At 70.3% G+C, this 23,758-nt stretch carries 27 protein-coding genes and 1 tRNA gene; 11 read left to right on the top strand and 17 right to left on the bottom strand.

Going from position 1 to position 23,758, the window contains the following annotated elements; all coding sequences use genetic code 11:
* Position 1 precedes the first annotated feature (1 nt).
* The 4 genes from ACK4TT_RS07785 (at position 2) to ACK4TT_RS07770 (ending at position 4,797) form a co-directional block, all read left to right on the top strand.
* Positions 2-1,729, top strand: a complete 1,728-nt coding sequence (locus tag ACK4TT_RS07785) for a GMC oxidoreductase (protein ID WP_409635167.1) — start codon at positions 2-4, stop codon at positions 1,727-1,729.
* A complete protein-coding gene (locus tag ACK4TT_RS07780) occupies positions 1,729-2,283 on the top strand; it encodes a gluconate 2-dehydrogenase subunit 3 family protein (protein ID WP_409635165.1) in 555 nt (184 codons plus the stop codon). The genes ACK4TT_RS07785 and ACK4TT_RS07780 overlap by 1 nt, the downstream gene beginning before the upstream one ends.
* Positions 2,271-3,056, top strand: a complete 786-nt coding sequence (locus tag ACK4TT_RS07775) for a DUF1080 domain-containing protein (protein WP_409635162.1) — start codon at positions 2,271-2,273, stop codon at positions 3,054-3,056. Before ACK4TT_RS07780 ends, ACK4TT_RS07775 begins: the two co-directional genes overlap by 13 nt.
* 79 nt (positions 3,057-3,135) lie before the next feature.
* A complete protein-coding gene (locus tag ACK4TT_RS07770; RefSeq protein WP_410212747.1) occupies positions 3,136-4,797 on the top strand; it encodes a sulfatase-like hydrolase/transferase in 1,662 nt (553 codons plus the stop codon).
* Positions 4,798-4,813: 16 nt separating this feature from the next.
* Here the strand turns inward: ACK4TT_RS07770 and ACK4TT_RS07765 are convergent, their stop codons facing one another.
* A complete protein-coding gene (locus ACK4TT_RS07765; protein ID WP_409635156.1) occupies positions 4,814-5,230 on the bottom strand; it encodes a DUF1330 domain-containing protein in 417 nt (138 codons plus the stop codon).
* An 11-nt stretch (positions 5,231-5,241) separates the two neighbouring features.
* On the bottom strand, positions 5,242-6,144 hold the full coding sequence (locus ACK4TT_RS07760; protein WP_410212746.1) for a haloalkane dehalogenase: 903 nt from the start codon (positions 6,142-6,144) through the stop codon (positions 5,242-5,244).
* A 104-nt stretch (positions 6,145-6,248) separates the two neighbouring features.
* Here ACK4TT_RS07760 and ACK4TT_RS07755 point away from each other — a divergent pair, with 104 nt between their 5' ends.
* Complete coding sequence (locus tag ACK4TT_RS07755) at positions 6,249-7,343, top strand: MBL fold metallo-hydrolase (protein ID WP_410212745.1); 1,095 nt, start codon at positions 6,249-6,251, stop codon at positions 7,341-7,343.
* A 33-nt stretch (positions 7,344-7,376) separates the two neighbouring features.
* Complete coding sequence (locus tag ACK4TT_RS07750) at positions 7,377-8,012, top strand: TetR/AcrR family transcriptional regulator (protein ID WP_409635146.1); 636 nt, start codon at positions 7,377-7,379, stop codon at positions 8,010-8,012.
* A 30-nt stretch (positions 8,013-8,042) separates the two neighbouring features.
* Here the strand turns inward: ACK4TT_RS07750 and ACK4TT_RS07745 are convergent.
* Positions 8,043-8,132: transfer RNA gene (locus ACK4TT_RS07745), tRNA-Ser, on the bottom strand.
* A 169-nt stretch (positions 8,133-8,301) separates the two neighbouring features.
* Here ACK4TT_RS07745 and msrA point away from each other — a divergent pair.
* A complete protein-coding gene (gene msrA / locus ACK4TT_RS07740) occupies positions 8,302-8,955 on the top strand; it encodes a peptide-methionine (S)-S-oxide reductase MsrA (RefSeq protein WP_410212744.1) in 654 nt (217 codons plus the stop codon).
* 12 nt (positions 8,956-8,967) lie between these two features.
* Positions 8,968-9,306, top strand: a complete 339-nt coding sequence (locus ACK4TT_RS07735; RefSeq protein WP_409635140.1) for an MmcQ/YjbR family DNA-binding protein — start codon at positions 8,968-8,970, stop codon at positions 9,304-9,306.
* Between the two features lie 6 nt (positions 9,307-9,312).
* On the opposite strand, the gene ACK4TT_RS07730 is transcribed toward ACK4TT_RS07735, so the two are convergent.
* From ACK4TT_RS07730 to ACK4TT_RS07705, 6 genes are all read right to left on the bottom strand, one after another.
* Positions 9,313-10,002, bottom strand: coding sequence for a DUF599 domain-containing protein (locus tag ACK4TT_RS07730; RefSeq protein ID WP_409635136.1), 690 nt, complete (start codon positions 10,000-10,002; stop codon positions 9,313-9,315).
* Between the two features lie 4 nt (positions 10,003-10,006).
* Positions 10,007-11,341: an MFS transporter gene (locus ACK4TT_RS07725; protein ID WP_410212743.1), complete on the bottom strand. Its 1,335-nt coding sequence runs from the start codon at positions 11,339-11,341 to the stop codon at positions 10,007-10,009.
* A gap of 83 nt (positions 11,342-11,424) precedes the next feature.
* Positions 11,425-11,583 (bottom strand): DUF3309 family protein, encoded by a 159-nt coding sequence (locus ACK4TT_RS07720; protein ID WP_409635130.1) that lies wholly within the window; start codon positions 11,581-11,583, stop codon positions 11,425-11,427.
* Between the two features lie 94 nt (positions 11,584-11,677).
* Positions 11,678-12,073, bottom strand: a complete 396-nt coding sequence (locus ACK4TT_RS07715) for a DUF983 domain-containing protein (RefSeq protein WP_410212742.1) — start codon at positions 12,071-12,073, stop codon at positions 11,678-11,680.
* Positions 12,074-12,180: 107 nt separating this feature from the next.
* Positions 12,181-12,318, bottom strand: coding sequence for an entericidin EcnA/B family protein (locus ACK4TT_RS07710; RefSeq protein ID WP_409635124.1), 138 nt, complete (start codon positions 12,316-12,318; stop codon positions 12,181-12,183).
* A gap of 51 nt (positions 12,319-12,369) precedes the next feature.
* The gene (locus ACK4TT_RS07705; RefSeq protein WP_409635122.1) at positions 12,370-12,840 is read right to left on the bottom strand and encodes a DUF5615 family PIN-like protein; all 471 of its coding nucleotides are present in this window, start codon (positions 12,838-12,840) and stop codon (positions 12,370-12,372) included.
* A 186-nt stretch (positions 12,841-13,026) separates the two neighbouring features.
* Here ACK4TT_RS07705 and ACK4TT_RS07700 point away from each other — a divergent pair, with 186 nt between their 5' ends.
* Positions 13,027-13,215: a hypothetical protein gene (locus ACK4TT_RS07700; RefSeq protein WP_409635119.1), complete on the top strand. Its 189-nt coding sequence runs from the start codon at positions 13,027-13,029 to the stop codon at positions 13,213-13,215.
* A 174-nt stretch (positions 13,216-13,389) separates the two neighbouring features.
* Here ACK4TT_RS07700 and lepA read toward each other — a convergent pair whose 3' ends face one another.
* The gene (gene lepA / locus ACK4TT_RS07695) at positions 13,390-15,195 is read right to left on the bottom strand and encodes a translation elongation factor 4 (protein WP_409635116.1); all 1,806 of its coding nucleotides are present in this window, start codon (positions 15,193-15,195) and stop codon (positions 13,390-13,392) included.
* Between the two features lie 147 nt (positions 15,196-15,342).
* On the opposite strand from lepA, the gene ACK4TT_RS07690 reads away from it, so the two are divergent.
* Entirely contained in the window at positions 15,343-15,996 is a 654-nt protein-coding gene (locus tag ACK4TT_RS07690) for a DUF1134 domain-containing protein (protein ID WP_409635113.1), read from the top strand.
* A 31-nt stretch (positions 15,997-16,027) separates the two neighbouring features.
* Here ACK4TT_RS07690 and pheT read toward each other — a convergent pair whose 3' ends face one another.
* From pheT to rpmI, 4 genes are all read right to left on the bottom strand, one after another.
* A complete protein-coding gene (pheT, locus tag ACK4TT_RS07685) occupies positions 16,028-18,400 on the bottom strand; it encodes a phenylalanine--tRNA ligase subunit beta (protein WP_409635110.1) in 2,373 nt (790 codons plus the stop codon).
* A gap of 13 nt (positions 18,401-18,413) precedes the next feature.
* Positions 18,414-19,526, bottom strand: a complete 1,113-nt coding sequence (pheS, locus tag ACK4TT_RS07680) for a phenylalanine--tRNA ligase subunit alpha (protein WP_409635107.1) — start codon at positions 19,524-19,526, stop codon at positions 18,414-18,416.
* Between the two features lie 250 nt (positions 19,527-19,776).
* Positions 19,777-20,133 (bottom strand): 50S ribosomal protein L20, encoded by a 357-nt coding sequence (gene rplT, locus ACK4TT_RS07675; RefSeq protein ID WP_410212741.1) that lies wholly within the window; start codon positions 20,131-20,133, stop codon positions 19,777-19,779.
* A gap of 13 nt (positions 20,134-20,146) precedes the next feature.
* Entirely contained in the window at positions 20,147-20,347 is a 201-nt protein-coding gene (rpmI, locus tag ACK4TT_RS07670; RefSeq protein WP_012523522.1) for a 50S ribosomal protein L35, read from the bottom strand.
* A 241-nt stretch (positions 20,348-20,588) separates the two neighbouring features.
* Here rpmI and ACK4TT_RS07665 point away from each other — a divergent pair, with 241 nt between their 5' ends.
* Entirely contained in the window at positions 20,589-20,786 is a 198-nt protein-coding gene (locus ACK4TT_RS07665) for a hypothetical protein (RefSeq protein ID WP_409635101.1), read from the top strand.
* 117 nt (positions 20,787-20,903) lie between these two features.
* On the opposite strand, the gene ACK4TT_RS07660 is transcribed toward ACK4TT_RS07665, so the two are convergent.
* The 3 genes from ACK4TT_RS07660 to infC all read right to left on the bottom strand — a co-directional run bounded on the left by ACK4TT_RS07660 (position 20,904) and on the right by infC (position 23,671).
* Positions 20,904-22,196, bottom strand: coding sequence for an MFS transporter (locus ACK4TT_RS07660; protein ID WP_409635098.1), 1,293 nt, complete (start codon positions 22,194-22,196; stop codon positions 20,904-20,906).
* A gap of 82 nt (positions 22,197-22,278) precedes the next feature.
* Positions 22,279-23,139: a subclass B3 metallo-beta-lactamase gene (gene bla, locus ACK4TT_RS07655; RefSeq protein WP_409635095.1), complete on the bottom strand. Its 861-nt coding sequence runs from the start codon at positions 23,137-23,139 to the stop codon at positions 22,279-22,281.
* Positions 23,140-23,149: 10 nt separating this feature from the next.
* Entirely contained in the window at positions 23,150-23,671 is a 522-nt protein-coding gene (infC, locus tag ACK4TT_RS07650; protein ID WP_292137086.1) for a translation initiation factor IF-3, read from the bottom strand.
* Positions 23,672-23,758: the final 87 nt, after the last annotated feature.

Raw genomic sequence — 23,758 nt, 5'->3', positions numbered from 1 at the left:
GATGGCGAACCTCAACAACAAGGCCCGCGAGGAGCGCACCTACGACGCCATCGTCGTGGGCAGCGGCATAACCGGCGGCTGGGCGGCCAAGGAGCTGACCGAGCGCGGCCTGAAGACCCTGGTGCTGGAGCGCGGCGGGCCGGTGCGCCACATCGCCGACTATCCCACCGCCGCCACCGATCCCTGGCAGACCCGCTACCCGCGCGGCCGCCTGCCGGAGGCCGAGCTGCGCACGAAGTACCCGATGCAGCGGCGCACCGGCTACGCCGTCACCGAATACACCCAGCACTTCTTCGTCCGCGACGACGAGAACCCCTATTCCGAGACCCAGCGGTTCGACTGGATTCGCGGCTACCACGTGGGCGGCCGCTCGCTGACCTGGGGGCGGCAGAGCTATCGCTGGTCGGACCTCGATTTCGAGGCCAACGCCCGCGAGGGGATCGCGGTGGACTGGCCGATCCGCTACGCCGACCTGGCCCCTTGGTACGACCATGTGGAGCGGTTCATCGGCGTTTCGGGTCAGGCCGAGGGCCTGCCGCAGCTCCCCGACGGAGTCTTCCAGCCGCCGATGGAGATGAACTGCGTCGAGAAGGCGTTCAAGCAGAGGTCCGAGGCGCGCTTCCCCGAGCGGCGCATCACCATCGGCCGGGCCGCTCACCTGACCGCGCCCACCGAGGAGCAGCAGGCGCTGGGCCGCGGCAAGTGCATGAACCGCAACCTCTGCATGCGCGGCTGTCCGTACGGGGCCTACTTCAGCTCCAATTCCGCGACCCTGGTGGCGGCCGAGCGGACCGGGAACCTCCAGATTCGCCCGAACTCCATCGTCACCACCCTGGTCCACGACGAACGCACGGGGAGGGCCTCGGGCGTGAGGATCCTCGACGCCGCGACGGGCCAGGAGGAGGAGTTCCACGCCAAGGTCATCTTCCTCTGCGCCTCGGCCATCGCCAGCGCCTGGATCCTGCTCAACTCGGCCAGTTCGCGCTTCCCGAACGGCTTCGGCAACGGCTCGGATCAGGTGGGCCGCAACCTCATGGACCACCACCTGGGGGTCGGCGCGGGCGCCGAGGTCGAGGGCTTCGACGACAAATACTACTCAGGCCGGCGGCCGAACGGCCTCTACATCCCGCGCTTCCGCAATCTCGGGGACGCGGCCACGCGCCGGGCCGACTACCTGCGGGGTTTCGGCTACCAGGGCGGGGCCGGGCGTCCGAGCTGGGAGCGGCCGGTCGACGGCTTCGGCGCGGAGCGCAAGACCGCGCTCACCCAGCCCGGCCCCTGGATGCTCCGCCTGGGCGGCTTCGGCGAGATCCTGCCCAACCCCCGCAACCGCATGACCCTGAACACCGCCGTGAAGGACAAGCACGGCCTGCCGACGGTCACCTTCGACGCCGCCATCGGCGACAACGAGAAGGCCATGCGCAAGGACATGGCCGCCGCCGCCGCCGAGATGCTGGAGGCGGCGGGCTTCAGGAACGTGCGGCCCTACGACGGCGACTACGCCCTGGGCCTGGGCATCCACGAGATGGGCACGGCCCGCATGGGCCGCGACCCGAAGACGTCGGTGCTGAACGCCCACAACCAGATGCACGAGTGCCCGAACGTCTTCATCACCGACGGGGCGGCCATGACCTCGTCGGCCTGCGTGAACCCGTCCCTGACCTACATGGCGCTGACCGCCCGGGCCGCGGCCTTCGCGGCCGAGGCCGGCCGGAAGGGAGACCTCTGATGACGGCTCCGATGCTCAATCGGCGGGAAGCCTTCGCGGGCGCGCTCGCCGCCCTGTGGGTCGTGCCCGTGGTGGCCCACGCCCAGGCCGCCACGGCCGTACCCGCCTGGACGCCCAAGGCGCTTTCGACGGACGAGGCGCGCACGCTCGCCGCGGCCTGCGAGCGGATCATGCCGGCCACGGACACCCCCGGCGCCGGCGCGGTCGGCGTGCCCCGGTTCATCGACCGGGCGATGGCCGACTGGTGCGAACCGGCCGAGGCCGAAGGGTTGCGGGCGGGGCTCGCGAGCCTGGACGCCCAGGCGCGGGCGCAGTTCAAGGCGCCCTTCGCGGCCCTCACCGGCGAGCGGCAGGACGCGCTGCTCCGCGCCGCCGAGGCCGAGGGCAAGGCCGCGCGCCAGCCTCACTGGTTCCCGGCGCTCCGGGAGTTGGTCACGGTCGGCTACTTCACCTCGGAGCCCGGCGCGACGAAGGCGCTGCGCTATGATCCCGTGCCGGGCGACTATCGGGGCTGCGTGCCGCTGAAGGAGATCGGCCGGGCATGGGCGACCTGATGCGATCGGGGCTGCTGGCCCTGGGCCTGCTGGCCTGCGCCGCCCCGGCCGCCGCCGCGGACCACTGGCGGCCGATCTTCAACGGCCGCGACCTCTCGGGCTGGGTCCCGAAGGTGAACCACCATCCGCTGGGGGAGAACTGGCGGGACACCTTCCGGGCCGGGGACGGCGTGCTGCGCGTCTCGTACGACCGGTACGACGTCTTCAAGGACGAGTTCGCCCACCTGATCTACCGCACGCCGCTGTCGTCCTATCGCCTGCGGTTCGAGTACCGGTTCGTCGGGCCCCAGACGCCCGGCGCGCCGGCCTGGGCCGTGCGCAACAGCGGGGTCATGCTGCACGGCCAGGCGCCCGAGACGATGGCCCTGGACCAGAGCTTCCCCGTCTCGGTGGAGGCCCAGCTCCTGGGCGGCGCGTCGGGCGAGACCCGGCCCACCGGCAACGTCTGCACGCCGGGCGTGACCGTCGCCATCGCGGGGGTCACGCGCACCGAGCACTGCCTGAACTCCACGTCGAGGACCTATCCCGACGGCGAGTGGGTGCGCTTCGAGGTCGAGGTTCACGGAGGGCGTCTGGTGCGCCACCTCGTCAACGGCGAGACGGTGATGGAATACACGGACGTGCGCCTCGCGCCGTCGGAGTATGCGGGCCTGCACGCCGATGCGGCGGCCCTGGGCCAGGAGCCCGCGCCGCTCGAGGGCGGCTACATCTCGCTCCAGGGCGAGGGCCATCCGCTGGAATTCCGGAAGATCGAGGTGCTGGAGCTGCCCTGATCCACCTGCGCGGATCGCATGTAGCGGCACGCTAAATGTCAATATATGCTGCCTCCCAACGACAAGGGGAGGTCGTGGCATGCGCATCCTGAAATGGGTCGCCGGCGGCGCGGCGGTGCTGGCCGTGCTGGCGGCGCTGGCCTGGACGTTCCGATTCGACCTGATCATCCTGGGCGCGCGGATGCGCTTCCCCAAGATCGGCCCGAACCAGGCCGTGGTCTGGGCCCAGGGGCCCGCCGCTCCCGCGCCCGCCGAGGGCCGTCCGCCCAACATCGTCTTCATCCTGGCCGACGACCTGGGCTTCAACGACATCACCCTGAACGGCGGCGGGATCGCGGGCGGCGCGGTGCCGACGCCCAACATCGATTCCCTGGCCCATGACGGCGTGACCTTCGTCAACGGCTACGCCGGCAACGCCACCTGCGCCCCCTCGCGCGCGGCGATCATGACCGGCCGCTACGCCACCCGCTTCGGCTTCGAGTTCACGCCGACGCCCACGGCCTTCTCGCGCGTGGTGGGAACCTTCCATTCGCCCGGCGCGGCCCACGAGAACCGCTTCGACGCCGCCGCCGCCCGCCGGGTTCCGCGCGACGTGGACGCCATGGCCATGCCCGCCTCCGAGATCACCATCGCCGAGATGCTGCGCGGGCGCGGCTACCACACCATCCACCTCGGCAAGTGGCACCTGGGCGGCAGCGAAGGCTCGCGGCCCGAGCAGCAGGGCTTCGACGAGAGCCTGGGCTTCATCGCCGGCGGCTCGATGTTCCTGCCCAAGGACGACCCGGGCGTCGTCAACTCCAAGCAGTCGTTCGACCCGATCGACAAGTTCCTGTGGGGCGCCCTGCCCTACATGGTCCAGTACAACGGCTCCAAGCCGTTCCGGCCCAGGGGCTACATGACCGACTACCTCACCGACGAGGCGGTCACGGCGATCCGGGCCAACCGCAACCGGCCCTTCTTCATGTACCTGGCCTACAACGCGCCGCACACGCCGTTGCAGGCCACCAAGGCCGACTACGACGCCCTGCCGCAGATCAAGGACCATCGCCTGCGGGTCTACGGCGCCATGGTGCGCAACCTCGACCGCAACATCGGCCGTGTCCTGGCCGAGCTGAAGGCCCAGGGGCTGGACGACAACACGCTCGTCATCTTCACCAGCGACAATGGCGGCGCCCATTACGTCGGCCTCCCCGACCTCAACCGCCCTTACCGCGGCTGGAAGGCGACGTTCTTCGAGGGCGGGGTGCATGTGCCGTTCTTCATGCGCTGGCCGGCGAAGCTGCCGGCGGGTGGGCGCTTCGAGAGCCCGGTGGCCCATGTGGACATCTTCGCCACGGCGGCCGGGGCGGCGGGCGCGGCCCTGCCGAACGACCGGCCGATCGACGGCGTCGACCTCGCACCCTACCTCACCGCCGGCGGCGCGGCCGGCGGGCTCGACCGGACCCTCTACTGGCGCTCGGGCCGCTACAAGATGGTGATGTCCGGCGGCTGGAAGCTGCAGGTGGCCGAGGAGCCGAAGGCGGTCTGGCTGTTCGACCTCAAGACCGATCCGACCGAGCGGCGCAACCTGGCGAAGGCCAATCCCGAGAAGGTGCGCGAGCTCACCGCGGCGCTGACCCGGCTGGATGGCCAGATGGTCCCGCCGCTGTGGCCGTCGGTGCTGAGCGGCGCCATCGCCATCGACCACCCGCTGAACGTGGCCGACAAGCCGGGCGACGAATACGTCTACTGGGACAACTGAGGGGCGGCGGCCCCGGCTAGAAGCCGGGGCCGGGGCGCGTGCGGATGTTGAGCTGGCCCGCGAGGCCGGCCTTCCTGTGGTGCTCGATGGCGTGCATCTCGGGCGACATGGCCATGGCCTGGAACGCCGCGAGCGAAGGGTATTCGGCCAGGGCGACCGCGTCCCACAGCTCCTCCACCTCGCCCAGCAGCAGGCCGGTGACCGCGCCCGAATAGCGGATCCTGCCGCCCAGGCCCTCGACCAGCTTGCTGACCGCCTCGCCGTAGCGGGCGTAGGCCTCGCGGCCGGTGAGGTGGGCGTCCGAACCGTCGGGATATTCCGCCCGGTCCTTGAACTTCAGCAGGTTGACCATGACGAACGGCCCGTCCTCGGGCGCGCCGAAGAACGCGGCGATCTGGTCGGGCCCGGGGAAGACGCTGTTGACGACGTTCATGGGGGCCTCCCTCAGCCGCGGCGGGCGATCATGGCGTCGAGCAGCTCGACGATCTCGTCCGGGCTGTCCTCCTGGACGAAGTGGCCGCCCTTGAGCGTGACATGGGGCTGGCCGCGGGTCCCGGGCACCCGGCCCTGGAACACCGCCTCGCCCCCGCGGGTGATCGGATCGCCGTCGCTGAAGGCGGTGAGGAAGGGCTTGTCGAACCGCTCCAGCACCTCCCAGGCGCGCTTGTTCTCGGCCACCGAGGCGTGTTCGGGCGTGACCGGCACCAGGGCCGGGAACTGGCGGGCGCCTTCCTTGTAGCGGTCGTCGGGGAAGGGGGCGTCGTAGGCGGCGATCTCGGCGGTGCTCAGGTCGCGCTGGCTCCCGCCGTTGAGCAGGAGGCCGATCGGCAGCTCGGGCGCGTTCTGGCTGAAGTTGAGCCAGGCCTGGAAACCCTCGGTGGCGCCGGTTCCCACGGGCAGCCCCGTGTTCGAGACGATGACGCCCTCGAACCGCTCGGGGAAGGCCGCCACCAGCCGAAGGCCGATCAGCCCGCCCCAGTCCTGGCAGAAGAGGGTGAGGCCCGTCAGGTTCAGGTCGGTGAGCCACTGGCTCATCCAGGCCACGTGCCGCTCGAAGGTGTAGTCCGACCGGCTGGCCGGCTTGTCCGACCGGCCGAAGCCGATGAGGTCGGGGGCGATCGCGCGCCGCCCGCGCGCCGCCAGGCCGCCGATGATCTTGCGGTAGAGGAAGGCCCACGAGGGCTCGCCGTGCAGCAGCAGCACGGGCGCCCCGTCGCGCGGGCCCTCGTCGACATAGTGGATCCGCAGGTCCGTCCCGTCGGCGTCCGTCACCGTGTGGTAGCGCGGCGCGTAGGGCCATTCCGCCAGTCCCTCGAACCGCTCGTCCGGCGTCCGCAACACGTCCATGGCGAAGTCCTTCCTTCCAGCCGCTCGGGTTTCGATGTATTGGCAATCTACGTGCCATTTTATTCCAGAGATGGTCAAGGGCGCGGTCAAGCGGAGAGGCGGCGATGCGGAAGGTCTGGGGGATCGGCTTGGCGGCGGTCGCGGCCGTCGGGATCGGGGCGGGCGTCGTGTGGACGCAGCGCGGCGCCCTGGCCGAGGCCGCCATGACGCGGGTCTTCGAGCGGGCCATGGGGCCGGACGCCCTGGCCGAACTGCCCGACGGCCTGCACGTTGGCCTGTGCGGGACCGGATCGCCCATGCCGGACCCCACGCGGGCCGGACCCTGCGTCGCCGTGGCCGCCGGCCAGAAGCTGTTCGTGGTGGACTCCGGGTCCGGCTCCACGCGCAACCTTTCGCTGATGAACCTGCCGCCGCCGAAGGTCTCGGCGATCTTCCTGACCCACTTCCATTCCGACCACATCGCCGACCTGGGCGAACTGATGCTGCAGCGGTGGGCCGGCGGCGCGTCGCAGGCGCCCGTGCCCGTGTTCGGACCCGCGGGCGTCGACCAGGTGGTGGCGGGCTTCCAGGCGGCCTATGCGCTGGACCGCGGCTACCGCATCGCCCACCACGGCCCGGCGGTGGTCCCGCCGTCCGGCTTCGGCGGCGCGCCGAGGACCTTCACCGCCCCGCCGGGCAAGCCGACGCTGGTCTACGACGAAGGGGGCGTGCGGGTCTGGGCCTTCGCGGTGAACCACAGCCCGGTCGAGCCCGCCGTCGGCTACCGCTTCGAGTACAAGGGCCGCAGCGTGGTGGTGAGCGGCGACACCGGCCCGTCGGCGAACCTCGTGGCGGCGGCCAAGGGCGCAGAGGTGCTGGTCCACGAGGGCCTGGCGCCGAACCTGGTGGCCATCCAGCGGAAGGCGGCGCTGGGGGCGGGCCGGGCCAACTACGCGGCCATCTTCCACGACATCCTGAGCTACCACACCGCGCCCGAGACGGCGGCGGAGGAGGCCAAGGCGGCGGGCGTGCGCGAGCTCGTCTTCTACCACGTCATCCCGCCCCAGCCGGTGCGGGCGCTGGAGGGGCCGTTCCTGGGCCGCAGCCGCCAGATCTTCGGCGGGCCGGTGCGGGTGGCCCGCGACGGGGACCTCGTGTCGCTGCCGGCGGGCTCGCGCGAAATCCGCCACGGCGACCTCATGCGGACCTTCAGGTTCTAGACGGCGACGCGGCGCAAGGCCTATCGGTCACCCATGCCCGCCGCTTCGCGTTCCAGGACCGCTCCCCAACCCGAGGCCCCACAGCCCGAGGCTGACGGCCGCCGCCGTCGCAGCCAGACCAGCCGCGCGCGCATCGTCCAGGCCATGCTGGAGCTGGTCCACGCCGGCAATCCGGCGCCCTCGGCCGAGGCGGTGGCGGCGCGCGCCCAGGTGGGCCTGCGCACGGTCTTCCGGCATTTCGCCGACATGGAGAGCCTCTACCGGGAGATGTCGGCCCGGATCGAGGCCGAGCTGACCGCCATGATCGAGAAGCCCTTCGAGGGCGCGACCTGGCAGGACCGGGTGGTCGAACTCGTGCGCCGCCGGGCCGCGGTCTACGAGCGGATCGCGCCGTTCAGGCGCGCCTCCGAGGTTCACCTTCACCAGTCGCCCTTCCTCCAGGCCGACCACGCCCGCATGGCCGACGGGGCGCGGCGGATTCTCCGCGATCAGCTACCCGCCGCCGTGGCCCGCGACGTCGGGACCTTCGAGACCCTCGACCTGCTGCTGAGCTTCGAGGCCTGGAACCGGCTTAGGACCGACCAGGGCCTGAACGAGCGCCGCGCCCGGGCGCTGCTGGAAGCCGCCGTGCGCCGCTGCCTGGACGAGGGCCCGGCGCAGGACGGCTGATGTCGGACTTGAGGGCCGCCAGCCGCCCGGTGGCGGTGAGAGAGGGATTCGAACCCTCGATGGAGTTTCCCCCATACACGCGTTCCAGGCGTGCGCCTTCAACCACTCGGCCACCTCACCCCACGGCCGGGCAGCCTTACGGCCCCCCGCGGGAAGGGCGCGAATATAGTCAGGATGCGGGGCCGGGCAAGCGGCGCTTGAAAAGCCTGTATCGAAGGGGGCTTGCGCGGTCGCAAGGGCCGGGTTCAGGTCCTATCTGAAGAGGCCTGTCCGTCCCGGGAGCCCGACCATGCTGTTCGCCAAGAAGTCCCTCGACCTGCCGACGCCCGAAGAGGCGCTGCCCGGCCGCCCCAACGCCATCCCCACCGCCGACACCCACTTCGTGAACGGTCGTCCGCTGAAGGGACCGTATCCCGAGGGCCTGGAGACCGCCTACTTCGCCATGGGCTGCTTCTGGGGCGTGGAGCGCAAGTTCTGGCAGGTCCCGGGCGTGTGGGTCACCGCCGCCGGCTACCAGAACGGGATCACGCCCAACCCCACCTACGAGGAGGTCTGCTCGGGCCGCACCGGCCACGCCGAGGCGGTGATGGTGGTCTACGACCCCAGGGTCGTCACCTACGGCGACCTGCTCAAGGTGTTCTGGGAGAACCACGACCCGACCCAGGGCATGCGCCAGGGCAACGACATCGGCACCCAGTACCGGTCGGGGATCTATGTCGAGAACGACGCCCAGGCCGCCGAGGCCGAGGCCTCGCGCGAGGCCTACCAGCAGGCCCTGGGCGACAAGGGCTTCGGCCGCATCACCACCGAGATCGAGGCGGCGGGCCCCTTCTACTTCGCCGAGGACTACCACCAGCAGTACCTGGCCAAGAACCCGCAGGGCTACTGCGGCATCGGCGGCACCGGCGTGACCTGCCCGATCGGCGTCGGCGTCGAGGCCTGAGCCCGCCCGAGGATGACGCGCGAGGAGATCGAGGCCCTGGCGCTTTCCATGCCGGCGGCGACCAAGGTGGTCCAGTGGGGCGGCTCCGACGTCTACAAGGTGGGCGGCAAGGTGTTCGCCATCTGCGGCCTGCAGGGCGGGCTGGCGTTCAAGGTCACCGAGATCGGCTTCATGGTGCTGACCGAGAACGGGCCTGGGCGACAGGCGCCGTACCTGGCGCGCGGCCACTGGGTGGTCGTCGACCTCGACGACATGGACGAGGGCGAGGCCCGGAGCTGGATCGAGACCTCGCACGGCCTGATCGCCGCCAAGCTCACCCGCGCCGTCCGCGCCGAGCTGGGGCTGGCCTGACCTCGCCTAGCCTTCCAGCAGCTTGCGCAGGTCGCGGATGGCCGTGGCGGCGGCCGAGCTGCGCTGGCGCCAGACCAGGAGGCCCACGGCGCCCAGCGTCGCGGCCATGAAGGCCATGGGGCCGAAAAGCCAGGCCGCGGCCGCCAGGGCGAAGTAGTAGCCGCGGACCCCCCGGTTGAACGACGACAGGGCCGGATTGAGCACCCGCGCCACCGCGTCGGCGATGGCGTTCAGGCGATCCTCGGGCGCCTGCAGCGGCGTCGCCCCCACCGCGGCGATGCAGTAGTTCATCTGCCGGATCGACCAGATGAAATCGAGCAGGCTGCGCACCAGGGCGATCACCACCAGGGCGAGCTGCAGCTCGAACAGCGCCCGCGAGGAGGTCTTGATGAGCTCCAGCGCCGAGACCGCGCGGAAGGTGTTCTCCCCGCCGAACAGCGCGCTGGCCGTGGCCGCGATCAGGATCAGGTTGGACGAGGCGAAGAACGAGGCCGAGTTCAGGGCGTGACCCAGCAGTTGGCCGTCCATGAAGCGGTTCTCGCGCACCGTCATGTTGCGCATCCACGCCCCGCGGATCGTGGTCATGTCGGTGTTGATCACCCCGCCGCGCCGCTTGCCGAGGGCTGTCAGCAGCGGCTCGTAGAAGAGCCAGGCCACGGCGAAGAGCACGAAGGCGGCGAGGTCCAGTGGGGCCACGGCGTCAGTCCTCCCGGATCAGGCTGTGCACGTTGGTGTTGCGCAGGCGGGCGGCGACCAGGAAGCCCGCGGCCATGATCGCCGAGACATAGACGTAGAAGCCGCTCTCGTTCCCCACGTCCTTGAACCACAGGGCGACGTACTCGGCCGTGCCGCCGAACAGGGCGTTGGCGAGCGCATAGGGCAGGGCCACGCCCAGGGCGCGGACATGGGCGGGGAACAGCTCGGCCTTCACGAGGCCGCTCACCGCCGTGTAGCCGGACATGATGACGAGCAGCAGGACGACGAGCCCCAGGGCCGCGCCCTCCGAGGTCGTCCCGGCCAGGGCCGACATGACGGGGTAGGTCGCCACCGCGCCCGCCAGGAAGGCGAAGGCGATGGTGGTCTTGCGTCCCAGGTGGTCCGAGATCCATCCGAACAGCGGCTGGGCCAGCATGTAGATGACCAGAGCCGCGGCGGTGACGGTGGTGGCGGCGGTCTTCGAGAAGCCGGCCGTGTTGACCAGGAACTTCTGCATGTAGGTCGTGTAGGCGTAGAAGGCGAGCGAGCCCGCCGCCGTCAGCACGAAGATGATCGCGCTCTCGCGGGGGAAGCGGGCGAACAGCATCATGGTGCGCGCCCGCTCGGCGCCCTCGGCCCGGGCGGCCTCGTAGGACGGGCTCTCGTCCATCCCCCGGCGGATCCAGAACACCACCACCGCCAGCAGGCCGCCGAGCACGAACGGGATGCGCCAGCCCCAGTCCTCCAGGACGGCCTTGTCCATCAGGTTCTGCAGCAGGATCAGCACGCCCAGCGCCAGGAGCTGGCCGGCGATAAGGGTCACGTACTGGAAGCTCGCCCAGAAGCCGCGCCGGGCCCGCCCGGCCATCTCGGACATGTAGGTGGCGCTGGCCCCGTACTCGCCGCCCACCGACAGGCCCTGGAGGATGCGCGCCGCCAGCAGGCCGAGCGGCGCGAGCGCGCCGATCTGGCGGGCGTCGGGCAGGACGGCGATGGCGAAGGCGCCGGCGCACATCATGGCCACGCTCATGGCGAGCGCCGCGCGCCGGCCCTTCCAGTCGGCGTAGAGCCCCATCAGCCAGGCGCCCAGCGGCCGGGCGAAGAATCCCACGGCGAAGATGGCCGCCGTCTGCAGGAGCTGGGCGGTGGGATCGCCCTTGGGGAAGAAATGGGGGGCGAAATAGAGCGCGAACGACGAATAGGCGAACCAGTCGTACCATTCGACGAGGTTGCCGGCCGAGCCGCCGATGATGGCCCGCGCCCGCTGCAGGGGCGTCAGCCCCGGCCGCGACATCTCCGACGCCAGCGGGCCGTCGACCCCCGTCTCTTCCGCCGACATTCATCCTCCCCCGAACGCTTCGCCGAACGCCTTGGGGGAGGATGCTATGGGCTCAGGGCGATCCGGGCCAGGGGGCCCGGACGCTATATTCGTCCGAGCAGCACCAGGATGATGATGATCACCAGCACCAGGCCCAGGCCGCCGCTCGGGAAATAGCCCCAGCCGCGGGAATAGCCCCAGCTCGGCAAGGCGCCGATCAGGAGCAGGATCAGGATGATGATCAGGACGGTGCCTAGGGACATTCCGCTCTCCTCGTTGGGTCCCCGACCCGCGCCGCCTCAGCCAACGTGCGCGGTACGGTGGAGGTTCCGAGGGGAGGCCGCCCGGGCGGAAAGGTCAGTCGGCGGCGTCGGCGGTGTGCAGGCGCGCGTCGCGGTCGTTGACGCCCAGCGCGTACATCAGGCCGATCCAGCCGCCCTTCACGCGCGGCAGGAGGGCGAGGATCAGCGCCGTCATGGAGCCCAGGATGATCGGCGCCGACCAGCGCGCGTCGGCTTCCCAGACGATGGGGAACAGCAGCAGAGGGGCCACGATCAGGTGGCCCGTCAGCAGGATCGTCACATAGGCCGGGCCGTCGTCGGCCGGATACTGGTCCAGCGCATGGTCGCAGCGCTCGCAGCGGGTCTGGACCTTGAGGTAGCGCCAGAACAGCCGGCCCTCGCCGCACGACGGGCAACGGTGGCGCATGCCCCGGAAGATCGAGCGCGCCAGGGGATGAACGATCTCTGCCATGGCGGGGGATATGCGCCCTGGAACCGGCCAGCGGAAGGGGCGCGGGCGTTTGGCCGCATCTATTGCGGCGATTTCCTACCCATTCCCGGAAGGCCGGCCGGCGAGGATCAGTGCTTGGCGTCTTCCGCGGCGCCGGTGACGGCGCGGCCGGCGGCCTGGGCGTCGCGGCCGATCCCCGAGATGGTGTTGCAGGCGCCGACCAGCAGGGCCGAGGCGGCGGCGGCGAGCACGATGAACTTGCGCATGGGGGCAGCTCCTCTTGGATGTCCTTTAAGTCCGTAAGCCTGTCTTCCTAGTCAAGCTTGCGGCGGCAATGGGGCGCCGCCCGCCAGATCGTCCAGGCGCGAGCCCATCCGCCGCACGTGGCTGCCCGGCCAGTAGAGCCGGCCGCACGCGGGGCAGGCCCGGAACGGCCCGGCCATCTGCGCGGTTGCGCCGGGCATGCGGGCGATCTCCTCCGGGGTCGCGTCCCGCAGGCGGGCGTTGTCCATGACGCAGCGGGTGAAGGGCGCGAAATTCCAGTCCAGCACCACGCCTTGCGACAGGCTGCGCGCCTCCGCCTCGACGCCGCGGCCCTCGACGATCACCGATTCCGGCGCGGCGGCGGCCAGGCGCTTGTCGCGGGTGACGAGGATGCGGCCTTCCTCGCGGGCGACGTTCAGCAGGGCGTGGTCGGACTCGCCGCCGCCGGCCAGGTAGGTGTCGTAGCCGGCCGCGCGCAGCAGCCGGGCCAGCCGCACCAGCATCTCGTCGCACAGGAAGCGCATGGGCCTTCAACGCGCCGAGCTTAGAGCGGTCGCATGAGGGCCGCCAGGACCGCGCGCACGGTGCAGCTTGGCCACAGTGCGGCCCGGACTGTCGCCGCACTGCAACGAAACCTTGCCAGGATCATTGTGCGGTGCGAAGCGCGTCCCGCGTGAGTCCCGGAGAGTTCCCCCGTGTTTGCAGTTCCCATGCGTACCTTTCCCGGCCTGTTCGTGGGCCGCCGCACCGTCCTGATGGCCCAGGAGGTCGAGGGGCAACCGGAGGGGACGGCCTACCGCTGCGGGGCGTGCGAGGAGCTCATCCTGGCCGGGCCCGAGAAGGCCGAGCTGCGCGATGTCGTCGTGAAGTGCCGCTGCGGCGAGTTCAACCAGCTCTGAGGCATTTCCCTTCCCGTTCACGGGAAGGGGGGACCGTCGGCCGACCCCGGCCTTGAGCCGGGGGAAGAGCCGATGGTGGGAAGGGCGAGTCGCAGGCGCGGCGGCGCCGCCTTCCCTCTCCACCATTCGCTCTTCGGCGAATGGTCCCCCTCTCCCGCCGAGCGGGAGAGGAAATCAGTCCGCGTCCATCTTGAGCGCGGCGATGAAGGCTTCCTGCGGGATCTCCACCTTGCCGAACTGGCGCATGCGCTTCTTGCCCTCCTTCTGCTTGTCGAGGAGCTTGCGCTTGCGGGTGGCGTCGCCGCCGTAGCACTTGGCCGTCACGTCCTTGCGGAGCGCGCGGACCGTCTCGCGGGCGATAATCCGGCCGCCGATCGCCGCCTGGATCGGGATCTGGAACATGTGCGGCGGGATGAGTTCCTTCATCTTCTCGACCATGCCCCGGCCGCGGGCCTCGGCCCGGTCGCGGTGGACCAGCATCGACAGCGCGTCCACGGGCTCGCCGTTGACCAGGATCGACATCTTCACGAGGTCGCCCACCCGGTACGCCTCGATGGAGTAGTCGAAGGAGGCGTAGCCCTTCGAGATGGACTTGAGCCGGTCGTAGAAGTCGAACACCACCTCGTTCAGCGGCAGGTCGTAGACCACCATGGCCCGGTTGCCGACGTAGGAGAGCTCGCGCTGTTCGCCGCGGCGGTCCTGGCAGAGCTTGATGATCGAGCCCAGGTACTCGTCCGGGGTGAAGATGGTGGCCTTGATCCAGGGCTCGGCGATGCTCTCGATCTTCACCGGGTCGGGCAGGTCGGCGGGGTTGTGCAGCTCGATCTCGTCGCCGTTGGTCAGCTTGACGCGATAGACCACCGACGGGGCGGTGGCGATCAGGTCCAGGTCGAACTCGCGGCTCAGCCGCTCCTGGATGATCTCCAGGTGGAGCAACCCCAGGAACCCGCAGCGGAAGCCGAAGCCGAGCGCCGCGCTCGTCTCCATCTCGTAGGTGAAGCTGGCGTCGTTCAGGCGCAGGCGCCCGATCGCGGCGCGCAGGTCCTCGAAGTCGGCCGCGTCCACGGGGAAGAGGCCGCAGAACACCACCGGCTGCACCTCGCGGAAGCCGGGCAGGGGCCTGTCGGTGGGCTTCTTCAGGTCGGTGATGGTGTCGCCCACGGCGGCGTGGGCGACCTCCTTGATCGAGGCGGTGATGAAGCCGACCTCGCCGGGGCCCAGCTCGGCCACCTCGGTCTGCTTGGGCCGGAAGACGCCCAGGCGGTCGATCTGGTACTCGGCCCCCGTCTGCATCATCTTGACCTTCTGGCCGACCTTCAGCGTCCCATCGAAGACGCGGACCAGCACCACCACGCCCAGGTACTGGTCGTACCAGGCGTCGACCAGCAGGGCCTTCAGCGGGGCGTCGCGGTCGCCCTTGGGCGGGGGCAGGCGGTGGACGATGGCCTCCAGCACCTCGTGGATGCCGACCCCGGTCTTGGCCGAGCACTCGACCGCGTCCGAGGCGTCCAGGCCGATCACGTCCTCGATCTGCTGGCGCACCCGCTCGGGCTCGGCGGCGGGCAGGTCGATCTTGTTCAGGACCGGCACGATCTCGTGGTTGTTGTCGATGGCCTGGTAGACGTTGGCCAGCGTCTGGGCCTCTACGCCTTGCGAGGCGTCCACCACCAGGATCGAGCCCTCGCAGGCGGCCAGCGACCGGCTGACCTCGTAGGCGAAGTCCACGTGGCCAGGCGTGTCCATCAGGTTGAGGATGTAGGTCTCGCCGTCGTCGGCCTTGTAGTGCAGGCGCACGGTCTGGGCCTTGATGGTGATGCCCCGCTCGCGCTCGATGTCCATGTTGTCGAGCACCTGCTCGCTCATCTCGCGGGCGGTCAGCGCGCCCGTCTCCTGGATGAGGCGGTCGGACAGGGTCGACTTGCCGTGGTCGATGTGGGCCACGATCGAGAAGTTGCGGATCTTGTCGAGGGGAGTGGTCATTGGCGCGCCCTCTAGCACATTTGCGGCGCTTCGCGAGGCGCGCGGCGTCGCGTCACGGCGAACGTGGTTAATCCGCCATTAAGCTGCCGCCACGCACAGAGACCTCAGGGGACGGGGAGGTCCGACAGCCAGGAGGCACGCGCCCACATGGATCGCCGCAAGCTCATCATCGCGGGCATCGCCACGATCGGCGCGCCCACGCTCGTCCGCGCCCAGACGGTGCGGTCCGGGTCCCTGCCGCCGGCCGCGCCGGCGGATTCGGGGGGGCCGCCGACGCCCGTCCCGCCGCAGCCCACCTACCAGACGGGCTCCGAGGACAAGACCTACAGCCAGGACGAGATCATCCGGGGCGTCTCCGACTTCATGGGCGTCACCGCCGAGACGGCCGGGGGCGTGGTGGAGAAGCTGTTCGCCAACAACGGCCGTCCCACCGCCTACATCGCCGGCGAGGAGGGCTCGGGCTCGTTCGTGGTCGGCGGCCGCTACGGCCGGGGCCTGCTCTACATGAAGGGCCGCCCGCCCATGGAGGTCTACTGGCAGGGCCCCTCGGTCGGCTGGGACTTCGGCGGCAACGCCTCGCGCGTCTTCACGCTCGTCTACGACCTGCACGTCCCCGAGGCGATCTTCCAGCGCTTCCCGGGGGTCGAGGGCTCGGCCTACCTCGTGGGCGGCCTGGGCGTGAACTACCAGAAGGCCAACGGCATCACCCTGGCCCCCATCCGGGCGGGCGTCGGGCTGCGGCTCGGCGCCAACGTGGGCTATCTGGCCTACACCCGGAAGCGGAACGTCCTGCCGTTCTGACCCCCGCCTTCTCCCGCCAGGGGAGAAGGCGCTAACCCCTGAGTTTCGCCCCCGTCGCCTTCTCGGCGGCGGCGACGATCCTGGCCGACAGGGCCTCGATCTCGGCCTCCGTCAGGGTCTTCTCGCGCGGCTGCACGACCACCTCGACGGCCACCGACTTCGAGCCTTCCGGGACGCCGGGCCCCTGGTAGACGTCGAACACGCGCACCTCGGCGATGAGCTGCTTGTCGGCGCCCTGGATCGGGCGGACGAGGTCGCCGGCCGGAGTGTCCGCCCCCACCACGAAGGCGAAGTCGCGGGTCAGCGGCATGAGGGGCGAAAGCTCCAGCGCGGCCTTGGTCTTCACTCCGCCCTTCTTCTTGGGCTCGGGGATGGCGTCCAGGTTGAGCTCGAAGGCCAGCATGGGCCCCTCGGCGTCCAGCGCCTTCAGGATGCGCGGGTGCAGTTCGCCGAACTCGGCCACGACGACCTTGGGGCCGAGCTGCAGCCGGGCCGAGCGGCCCGGGTGCCACCAGGCGGCGTTCTGGCCCTGGACCACCTGCAGCGCGGGCGCGCCCAGCTCGTCCAGGAGCGCCAGCAGGTCGGCCTTCAGCTCGAACAGCGGGTCGGCCGCCGTCTTCGCCCACGAGCGCGGCGCGTGGGGGGCGACGAGAGCCGTCACCGCCGTCCACTGGTCGCCGGGTTCGTCGCCGCGGAAGTTCGGCCCCACCTCGAACAGGGCCGCGTCGGGGAAGCCCTTGCGGGCGTTGCGCGCGGCGGCCTCGACCAGGTTGGCCAGGGCCGTGGGGCGCATGCAGTTCAGGTCCGCGGCGATCGGGTTCTCCAGCACCAGCGCCGGCTGGCCGCCGCCGAACAGCTCGGCCCATTCCCGGCGCATGAAGCTCCAGGTGATGGCCTCGCGGAAGCCGCGCGCCGCCAGCATCCGGCGGGCGTCGCGCATCCGGCGCTGGCGCAGGGTCAGCACGCCGCCCGACACCGGCGGGACGTCGGGCAGGGGCTCCAGCGGCAGCGCATCATAGCCGGCGATGCGGGCCACTTCCTCGACGAGGTCGGCCTTGCCCTCGACGTCGCGGCGCCAGGACGGCGGGGTGACCGTCTCATTGGTCACCTGGAAGCCCAGCCGGCCCAGGATCCAGTCGATGCGGTCGGCGGCGAGGTCCAGGCCCGACAGCTTCTTCACGTAGGACCGGTCGAAGGCGATGGGCTTGGGCGGGGCGGGCGCCGCGCCGGCCACCACGATCTCCGAGGCCTCGCCGCCGCACAGCTCCAGGATCAGGGCCGTGGCGGCCTCGATGCCCGGGAGGATGGACTCCGGGTCCACGCCGCGCGCGAAGCGGTACTGGGCGTCCGAGGCGATCCCCAGCTTGCGGCCGGTGACCGCGATGGTCGTGGGGTCGAACCAGGCGCACTCCAGGAAAACGTCGGTGGTCGCCTCGGAACAGCCGGTGCTCTCGCCGCCCATCACGCCGCCCAGGCCGATGGCGCCCGAGCCGTCGGCGATCACCGACATGTCCGGGGTGACGGCGTAGGTCCGGCCGTCCAGGGCCTCCACCGTCTCGCCCTCGCGGCCGGCGCGGGCCTCGATGACCTTCCCCGTCAGCTTCGCCGCGTCATAGACGTGCAGCGGGCGGGCGAGGTCGTAGGTGAAGAGGTTGGTGACGTCCACCAGGGCGTTGATCGGGCGCAGGCCCACCGACGTCAGCCGCCGCTGCAGCCAGGCGGGCGAGGGGCCGTTCTTCACGCCCCTGATGAACCGGCCGCCGAAGGTCGGGCACAGCGTCCCGTCCACCTTGACCTCGATGGGGCAGGGGAAGGTCCCCTTCACCGGCGTGACCGGCTTGTCCTTGAGCTGGCCCAGGCCCGCGGCGGCCAGGTCGCGGGCGATGCCGCGCACGCCCAGCCAGTCGGGGCGGTTCGGCGTGACCTCGAAGTCGATCACCGCCTCCAGGCCGAACGCCTCGGCCGCGCTGGTCCCGACCGCCAGGCTGTCCGGCAGCTCGACGATGCCGTCGGACTCCTCGGTCACCTCCAGTTCCTTGGCCGAGCACAGCATGCCGTTGGAGACCACGCCGCGCACGGGGCGGGGCTCCAGGGTGATGCCGCTGCCGGGCACATAGGCGCCGATCGGGGCGTAGATGGTCGTCAGGCCGGCCCGCGCGTTCGGCGCGCCGCAGACGATCTCCAGCCGGCCGTCCCTGGTCTCGACCTGGCAGACCCGCAGCTTGTCGGCGTTGGGGTGCTGCACGGCCTCCACGATCTTGGCGACCGAGAACTTGGCGAGCTTGGCGGCGGGGTTCTCGACGTCCTCGACCTCGAGGCCGGCCATGGTCATGGCGTCCACGACCTCGTCCACCGTGGCGGACGTGTCGAGGTGCTCCTTGAGCCAGGAGAGGGTGAACTTCATGCGGGTCTCTCCCTCAGCTCAGGCCGGTGGCCGGGTTCGGCGCCTGGAAGGCCGAGAAGCCGTAATGCTCTAGCCAGCGCACGTCGGCGGCGAACATGTCGCGCAGGTCGGGCATGCCGTACTTCAGGCTGCCCAGGCGATCGACGCCCATGCCGAAGGCGAAGCCCTGCCATTCGTCGGGATCGAGGCCGCAGTTCCGGATGACGTTCGGGTGCACCATCCCGCCGCCCAGGATTTCCAGCCAGTCCGTGCCCTGGCCGATCTTGATCGAGCCGCCGGAACGGTCGCACTGCACGTCCATCTCGCAGGACGGCTCGGTGAACGGGAAGTGGTGGGGCCGGAAGCGCGTCACGACCGCGTCGGTCTCGAAGAACCGCCGCGTGAAGGCGTCCAGGGTCCACTTCAGGTGGCCCATGTGGATGTCGCGGTCGATCACCAGCCCTTCGAGCTGGTGGAACATCGGCGTGTGGGTGGCGTCGGAATCCGAGCGGTAGACCCGGCCCGGCACGATCACCCGGATCGGCGGCGCCTGGCCCTGTGCGATCCAGGCCGGCAGCTTGCCGTTCTGGCCCTGCTGCATCACCCGGATCTGCACGGGGCTCGTGTGCGTGCGCAGGAGCTTGCGCTCACCGGTCTCATTCGGGGGCAGCCAGAAGGTGTCGTGCATCTCCCGCGCCGGATGGTTCGGCGGGAAGTTGAGCGCCGTGAAGTTGTGGAAATCGTCCTCGATGTCCGGGCCCTCCGCGAGCGCGAAGCCCATCTCGCCGAAGACGGCGATCATCTCGTCGAGGGTCTGCATGGTGGGATGCACCCGGCCCTTGCGCTCCGGCGGCGGCGGCAGGGTCAGGTCGACGCGCTCGGAGGCCAGCCGCGCGTCCAGCTCGGCGGCGTCCAGGGCGGCCTTCTTCTCGGCGATGGCGGCGGCGACCTTGTCGCGCAGGCCGTTGATCTTCGGCCCCTGTTCGCGCCGCTCGTCCGGGCTCATCTTGCCCAGGCCCTTGAGCAGCTCGGAGATCGAGCCGGACTTGCCGAGCGCCTCGACGCGGACGGCCTCCAGGGCGGCGGCGTCGGCGGCGGCCGCGATCCGGCCGGTCAGGTCGGCTTCCAGTTGGGTCAGGTCTGTCATGGGACGGGTGTCCTAGATCACGTTTCCCGGGAGTGGAACCACCCCCTCGTCATCCCCGGGCTCGTCCCGGGGATCCAGAAACACGACCGCCCCGGATTTGGCCCGCGGAAATCGGTGTCTATGGGTGGCCGGCACAAGGCCGGCCATGGCGTCGGAGAGTGGCGGCGGGGAGGAGCAAAAGCAAAAAGCCCTCCGGCGGTTCGGCCGGAGGGCTCTTCAAAACGTCAGGATCGAGCGATCCAGGCGATCCTTAAGCCAGCGCGGCGCGAACCTTGTCGGCGATGGCCTTGAAAGCGACCGGATCGGCGCCGGCGACGTCGGCGAGGACCTTGCGGTCCATTTCGATCCCGGCCTTCTCAAGGCCGTGGATAAATTGCGAGTAGGTGAAGCCTTCCAGGCGCGCCGCGGCGTTGATCCGCTGAATCCACAGCGAGCGGAAGTTCCGCTTGCGGACCTTGCGGTCGCGGTAGGCGTACTGGCCGGCCTTGTCCACGGCCGCCTTGGCGGTGCGGATGGTGTTCTTGCGGCGCCCGTAGAAGCCCTTGGCCTGCTCGAGAACCTTCTTGTGCTTGGCGTGGGCGACAACGCCCCGTTTCACGCGAGCCATCTGTCAGTTCTCCTTAGAGGCCGTAGGGGAGCCAGGACTTGATGATCTTGGCGTCGGCCTCGCTCATCACCTTGGTCCCGCGGTTCTGACGGATGTACTTGCCGTTGTGGCTGATGAGGCGGTGGCGCTTGCCGGCCACGCCGGCCTTCAGCTTGCCGGTCGCCGTCATCTTGAAGCGCTTTTTCACGCCCGACTTGGTCTTCAGTTTCGGCATTTCACTCGGAGTCCTGGAACCCCGTCCTCTGGTCGTGTTGATGAACCGCCATGGCATGCCTTGGGGCCAGGCCGTTCCGAAGGGGCGGGCTAGTAGCGGAAAGGGGGGCGGATGGCAAGCGCCGCGCCCTCGAAGACCCGCGTTATCCTTTCTTCGCCGTTCACCCCGTCTCTTAAAGGCCGGTTACCCGCGGCGCGATATTCCGAAGCCATCGGCCGCGAAGCGGTCGCTGGAGACGAGAATGTCGACCATCTCTTCCGCTGCGGCCGCCGCGTCGCAGTTCTACGCCGTGCCCGCCGCCCAGAAGCGCGAGCCCGACACCGCGGCCCAGGCCGCCGAGAAGACCTCGGCCAAGGTGGCCGAGCTGACCGGCACGGCCGTGGCGGCCCAGTCGGTCAAGGAAGCCAACAAGGGCACGGCCCTGGACGTCTACGTCTAGGGCGTTCCCAAGGAGCCGCTGCGCGAGCGGCGGTCTCCCTGTTCGGGGAACCACGGAGGACACGGAAAGCGCCCGCGCCGTCCGTGTATTCCGTGGTTCATTTTTTCGGCTAGCCGGTCAGGCCAGCCGCTGCACCTTGCCGCGCACCTGCAGGGCGAACCATAGCGCCGGCAGCACCAGCAGCGCCGAGAAGGCGAAGGGCGAGCCGGGCGACACCGCCGAGAAGAGCTGCCCCGCCAGCACCGGGCCCCCGATCCGGGCCAGCGCCATGCCGCTCATGTTCAGGCCCAGCATCTCGCCCTGCCGGTGCGGCGGCGAGGACTGCGAGATCAGCGCCGCCACGTTCGGGAAGCAGATCGACTGCCCGACGCAGACCAAGCCGAAGCCCAGTACGGCCACCTGCCACGTCGGCGAGGCCCCTTGCGTCACCAGCCCCACGCCCATCAGCACCAGGCCCGCCGTGAGCGTCGTGGCCTCGCCGAAGGTCCGCGCCAGCCGGCCCGACAGCCAGCCCTGGCACACCGCGCCCAGCACGCCGATGCCCATGAAGGCGAAGCCGATCTGCTTCGGGCCCCAGCCGAACCGCGTCTCGGTCCACAGGCCGTAGGTCGCCTCGATGCCGGCGAAGCCCACCACCACGATGAAGCTGATCATCACCACCCGGCTGATCACCGGATGGGCGAAGGCGTCGCGGACGCGGGCGGGCTTCGGCCCCCGGATCGCCGGCGGCCCCTCGGGACGGCTCTCGCGCACCAGCAGCACCACCGCGACCGCCGAGGCCAGCGCGAAGGCCGCCGCCGCCAGCAGCGGAAGCTGGAAGCCCAGCGCGCCTCGGCCGGGCTGGGCCAAGAGGCCGCCGATGGCCGGGCCGGTCATGAAGCCCGCGCTGAACGCCGCCCCCATGATCCCCATGCGCTGGGCGCGCTTCTCGGGCGGGGTGATGTCGGCCAGCGCCCCCTGGAGCGTCGAGATGTTGCCGGCGAATATGCCCGTCAGGAAGCGAAGGCCGAACGCCCAGAGTATGTTGGGCGCGAAGGCCAGGGCGGCGTAGCTGAGGCCCACCATCGAGATGGTGACGATCAGGACGGGCCGCCGGCCGATGCGGTCCGACAGCTTCCCCCAGAACGGCTCGCCGATGAACTGGCCCAGCGAGAAGGCCGAGAACAGCAGGGTCACCTGCCAGGCCGGGGCGTCGAACGCCTGGGCGAAGAAGGGCAGGAGCGGGATGACCAGGCCGAAGCCCGCGATCATCAGGTAGATCACCGTCAGGAGGACGATCAGCGCCCGGCGCTCCTCGGCCGCGCTCGTCACATGGGGGTGCGGGGCGGGGCCGGAGTGGCTGGCGGAAACGGCGGAAGAGGACGACGCGCCGGGGGGCGGCGTCGCCTCCCCGGGCGCGAGGTCGGACATGGGGCTGAAGTAGGCCGGGCCTCACGCTGCGGCAACTCGCGCGTGTGACGAGGCAGGAGGGCTGTGGCGCTAAAGCCTCAGGTCAGCGACCGGCGGCGGCCTGCTGGCGGGCGAGCTCGGCCCTGAAGATGCCGTAGCCCTTGTCGAAGAACGCCTTGCAGCCCTCGGGATCGACGAACGCCTCCGGTCCCTTGGCCGCCTTGTCGGCGGCGCGGAAGAAGCCGGCGTGGCTGGCCAGGAAGACGTCGCAGGGCGCGGCCCGCCAGATGCGGTAGCTCTTCTCGAAGTCGGCGGCGATGCCCGGATAGCTCTCGGCGCCCGCCAGCTTGTAGCCGGGCAGGATGGTGTTCGAGCACATGATCAGCGCCTGGCGCGCCTGGCCCGCCACCGTCACCGGGAAGGTCCAGGTGGTGCAGCCGCGCGTATGGCCGGGGGTCAGGCGGGCGGTGAGGGTGACGTTCCCCAGCTTGACCTTCTGGCCGTCGCGGACCGTCCCGTCGGGCTTCACCGGCGGGTAGCCGTACTTGTCGCCGAGGTAGAAGTCGCCCTTGCCGCCCCGGGCCATCAGCTTGCCGTCCTCGGCGCTGGCCAGGACCTTGGCCCCGGTGGCGGCCTTCAGCGCGGCGATGCCGCCGGCGTGGTCCAGGTGGGCGTGGCTGTTGAGGATCAGCTTCACCTGGGTCGGGTCGAAGCCCAGGCGGCGGATGTTGTCCAGGATGCGCGGCGCGGTGCTCTCGTAGCCGCCGTCGACCAGGATCAGGCCCTTGTTGGTCTGGATCAGGTACGAGGCCACGTCGGACGCGCCCACCCACCAGACGCCGTCGGCGATGGCGAAGGGCTTCATCGGCCCGTTGCCGGGCTCCTGCTGGGCGGCGGCGGGACATGCGAAAGCGGCCGCCCAGAGGACGGCCGCTCCCAGGATTCCGAAGGATTTCCGGATCAAGGTTTCAGGCTCAGCGCGGGGCCAGGATCATGATCATCTGACGGCCCTCCATCCGGGGCTCGTACTCGACCTTGGCCACCGGCTCGAAGTCGGCCTTCACCTTCTGGAGCAGCTTCATCCCCAGTTCCGGGTGGGCCAGTTCGCGGCCGCGGAAGCGCAGGGTGATCTTCACCTTGTCGCCTTCCTCGAAGAAGCGGTGCATGGACCGCGCCTTCACCTCGTAGTCGTGCTGGTCGATATTGGGCCGAAGCTTGATCTCTTTGATCTCGACGACCTTTTGCCGCTTGCGCGCCTCGTTCTTCTTCTTCTGCTCCTGGAACTTGAACTTGCCGTAGTCCAGGATCTTGCAGACGGGCGGATCCGCGTTGGGGACGATCTCCACCAGGTCCAGGCCGGCTTCCTCGGCGGCCTCGATGGCGGCGGAGGTCGGCATGACGCCCTGCTTCTCACCGTGCTGGTCGATGAGCAGGACGCGGGGAACGCGGATATCTTCGTTCATGCGCGGCCCTTCCTTGACGGGCGGCGCTTGCATGGGGCGGCGAATAGGCAGTGCTCCGTGAGTTGTTGAAACGCAAAAACGCCGGCGCGCGTCGAGCGCTCCAGGCGTGATCGTCAGTAT

It is taken from the genome of Phenylobacterium sp. (assembly GCF_046463815.1).
In the GTDB taxonomy this organism is placed as follows: Bacteria; Pseudomonadota; Alphaproteobacteria; order Caulobacterales; family Caulobacteraceae; genus Phenylobacterium.
Note: the sequence above shows the minus strand (reverse complement) of the source record. Positions and strands in the feature narration are given on the sequence as shown.

What these genes read in the sequence shown, in the direction of transcription:
- ACK4TT_RS07765 (WP_409635156.1), bottom strand. Translation starts at nt 5,230, where the DNA reads ATGAACGTCGTCAACAGCGTCTTCCCCGGGCCCGACCAGATCGCCGCG.
- rpmI (WP_012523522.1), bottom strand. Translation starts at nt 20,347, where the DNA reads ATGCCGAAACTGAAGACCAAGTCGGGCGTGAAAAAGCGCTTCAAGATG.
- pheS (WP_409635107.1), bottom strand. Translation starts at nt 19,526, where the DNA reads ATGACAGACCTGACCCAACTGGAAGCCGACCTGACCGGCCGGATCGCG.
- ACK4TT_RS07665 (WP_409635101.1), top strand. Translation starts at nt 20,589, where the DNA reads ATGTCGACCATCTCTTCCGCTGCGGCCGCCGCGTCGCAGTTCTACGCC.
- msrA (WP_410212744.1), top strand. Translation starts at nt 8,302, where the DNA reads ATGCTGTTCGCCAAGAAGTCCCTCGACCTGCCGACGCCCGAAGAGGCG.
- ACK4TT_RS07770 (WP_410212747.1), top strand. Translation starts at nt 3,136, where the DNA reads ATGCGCATCCTGAAATGGGTCGCCGGCGGCGCGGCGGTGCTGGCCGTG.
- ACK4TT_RS07715 (WP_410212742.1), bottom strand. Translation starts at nt 12,073, where the DNA reads ATGGCAGAGATCGTTCATCCCCTGGCGCGCTCGATCTTCCGGGGCATG.
- rplT (WP_410212741.1), bottom strand. Translation starts at nt 20,133, where the DNA reads ATGGCTCGCGTGAAACGGGGCGTTGTCGCCCACGCCAAGCACAAGAAG.
- ACK4TT_RS07720 (WP_409635130.1), bottom strand. Translation starts at nt 11,583, where the DNA reads ATGTCCCTAGGCACCGTCCTGATCATCATCCTGATCCTGCTCCTGATC.
- ACK4TT_RS07700 (WP_409635119.1), top strand. Translation starts at nt 13,027, where the DNA reads ATGCGTACCTTTCCCGGCCTGTTCGTGGGCCGCCGCACCGTCCTGATG.
- infC (WP_292137086.1), bottom strand. Translation starts at nt 23,671, where the DNA reads ATGCAAGCGCCGCCCGTCAAGGAAGGGCCGCGCATGAACGAAGATATC.
- ACK4TT_RS07660 (WP_409635098.1), bottom strand. Translation starts at nt 22,196, where the DNA reads ATGTCCGACCTCGCGCCCGGGGAGGCGACGCCGCCCCCCGGCGCGTCG.
- ACK4TT_RS07725 (WP_410212743.1), bottom strand. Translation starts at nt 11,341, where the DNA reads ATGTCGGCGGAAGAGACGGGGGTCGACGGCCCGCTGGCGTCGGAGATG.
- ACK4TT_RS07735 (WP_409635140.1), top strand. Translation starts at nt 8,968, where the DNA reads ATGACGCGCGAGGAGATCGAGGCCCTGGCGCTTTCCATGCCGGCGGCG.
- ACK4TT_RS07760 (WP_410212746.1), bottom strand. Translation starts at nt 6,144, where the DNA reads ATGGACGTGTTGCGGACGCCGGACGAGCGGTTCGAGGGACTGGCGGAA.
- ACK4TT_RS07780 (WP_409635165.1), top strand. Translation starts at nt 1,729, where the DNA reads ATGACGGCTCCGATGCTCAATCGGCGGGAAGCCTTCGCGGGCGCGCTC.
- ACK4TT_RS07710 (WP_409635124.1), bottom strand. Translation starts at nt 12,318, where the DNA reads ATGCGCAAGTTCATCGTGCTCGCCGCCGCCGCCTCGGCCCTGCTGGTC.
- ACK4TT_RS07750 (WP_409635146.1), top strand. Translation starts at nt 7,377, where the DNA reads ATGCCCGCCGCTTCGCGTTCCAGGACCGCTCCCCAACCCGAGGCCCCA.
- ACK4TT_RS07690 (WP_409635113.1), top strand. Translation starts at nt 15,343, where the DNA reads ATGGATCGCCGCAAGCTCATCATCGCGGGCATCGCCACGATCGGCGCG.
- ACK4TT_RS07785 (WP_409635167.1), top strand. Translation starts at nt 2, where the DNA reads ATGGCGAACCTCAACAACAAGGCCCGCGAGGAGCGCACCTACGACGCC.
- ACK4TT_RS07775 (WP_409635162.1), top strand. Translation starts at nt 2,271, where the DNA reads ATGGGCGACCTGATGCGATCGGGGCTGCTGGCCCTGGGCCTGCTGGCC.
- ACK4TT_RS07705 (WP_409635122.1), bottom strand. Translation starts at nt 12,840, where the DNA reads ATGCGCTTCCTGTGCGACGAGATGCTGGTGCGGCTGGCCCGGCTGCTG.
- lepA (WP_409635116.1), bottom strand. Translation starts at nt 15,195, where the DNA reads ATGACCACTCCCCTCGACAAGATCCGCAACTTCTCGATCGTGGCCCAC.
- pheT (WP_409635110.1), bottom strand. Translation starts at nt 18,400, where the DNA reads ATGAAGTTCACCCTCTCCTGGCTCAAGGAGCACCTCGACACGTCCGCC.
- ACK4TT_RS07755 (WP_410212745.1), top strand. Translation starts at nt 6,249, where the DNA reads ATGCGGAAGGTCTGGGGGATCGGCTTGGCGGCGGTCGCGGCCGTCGGG.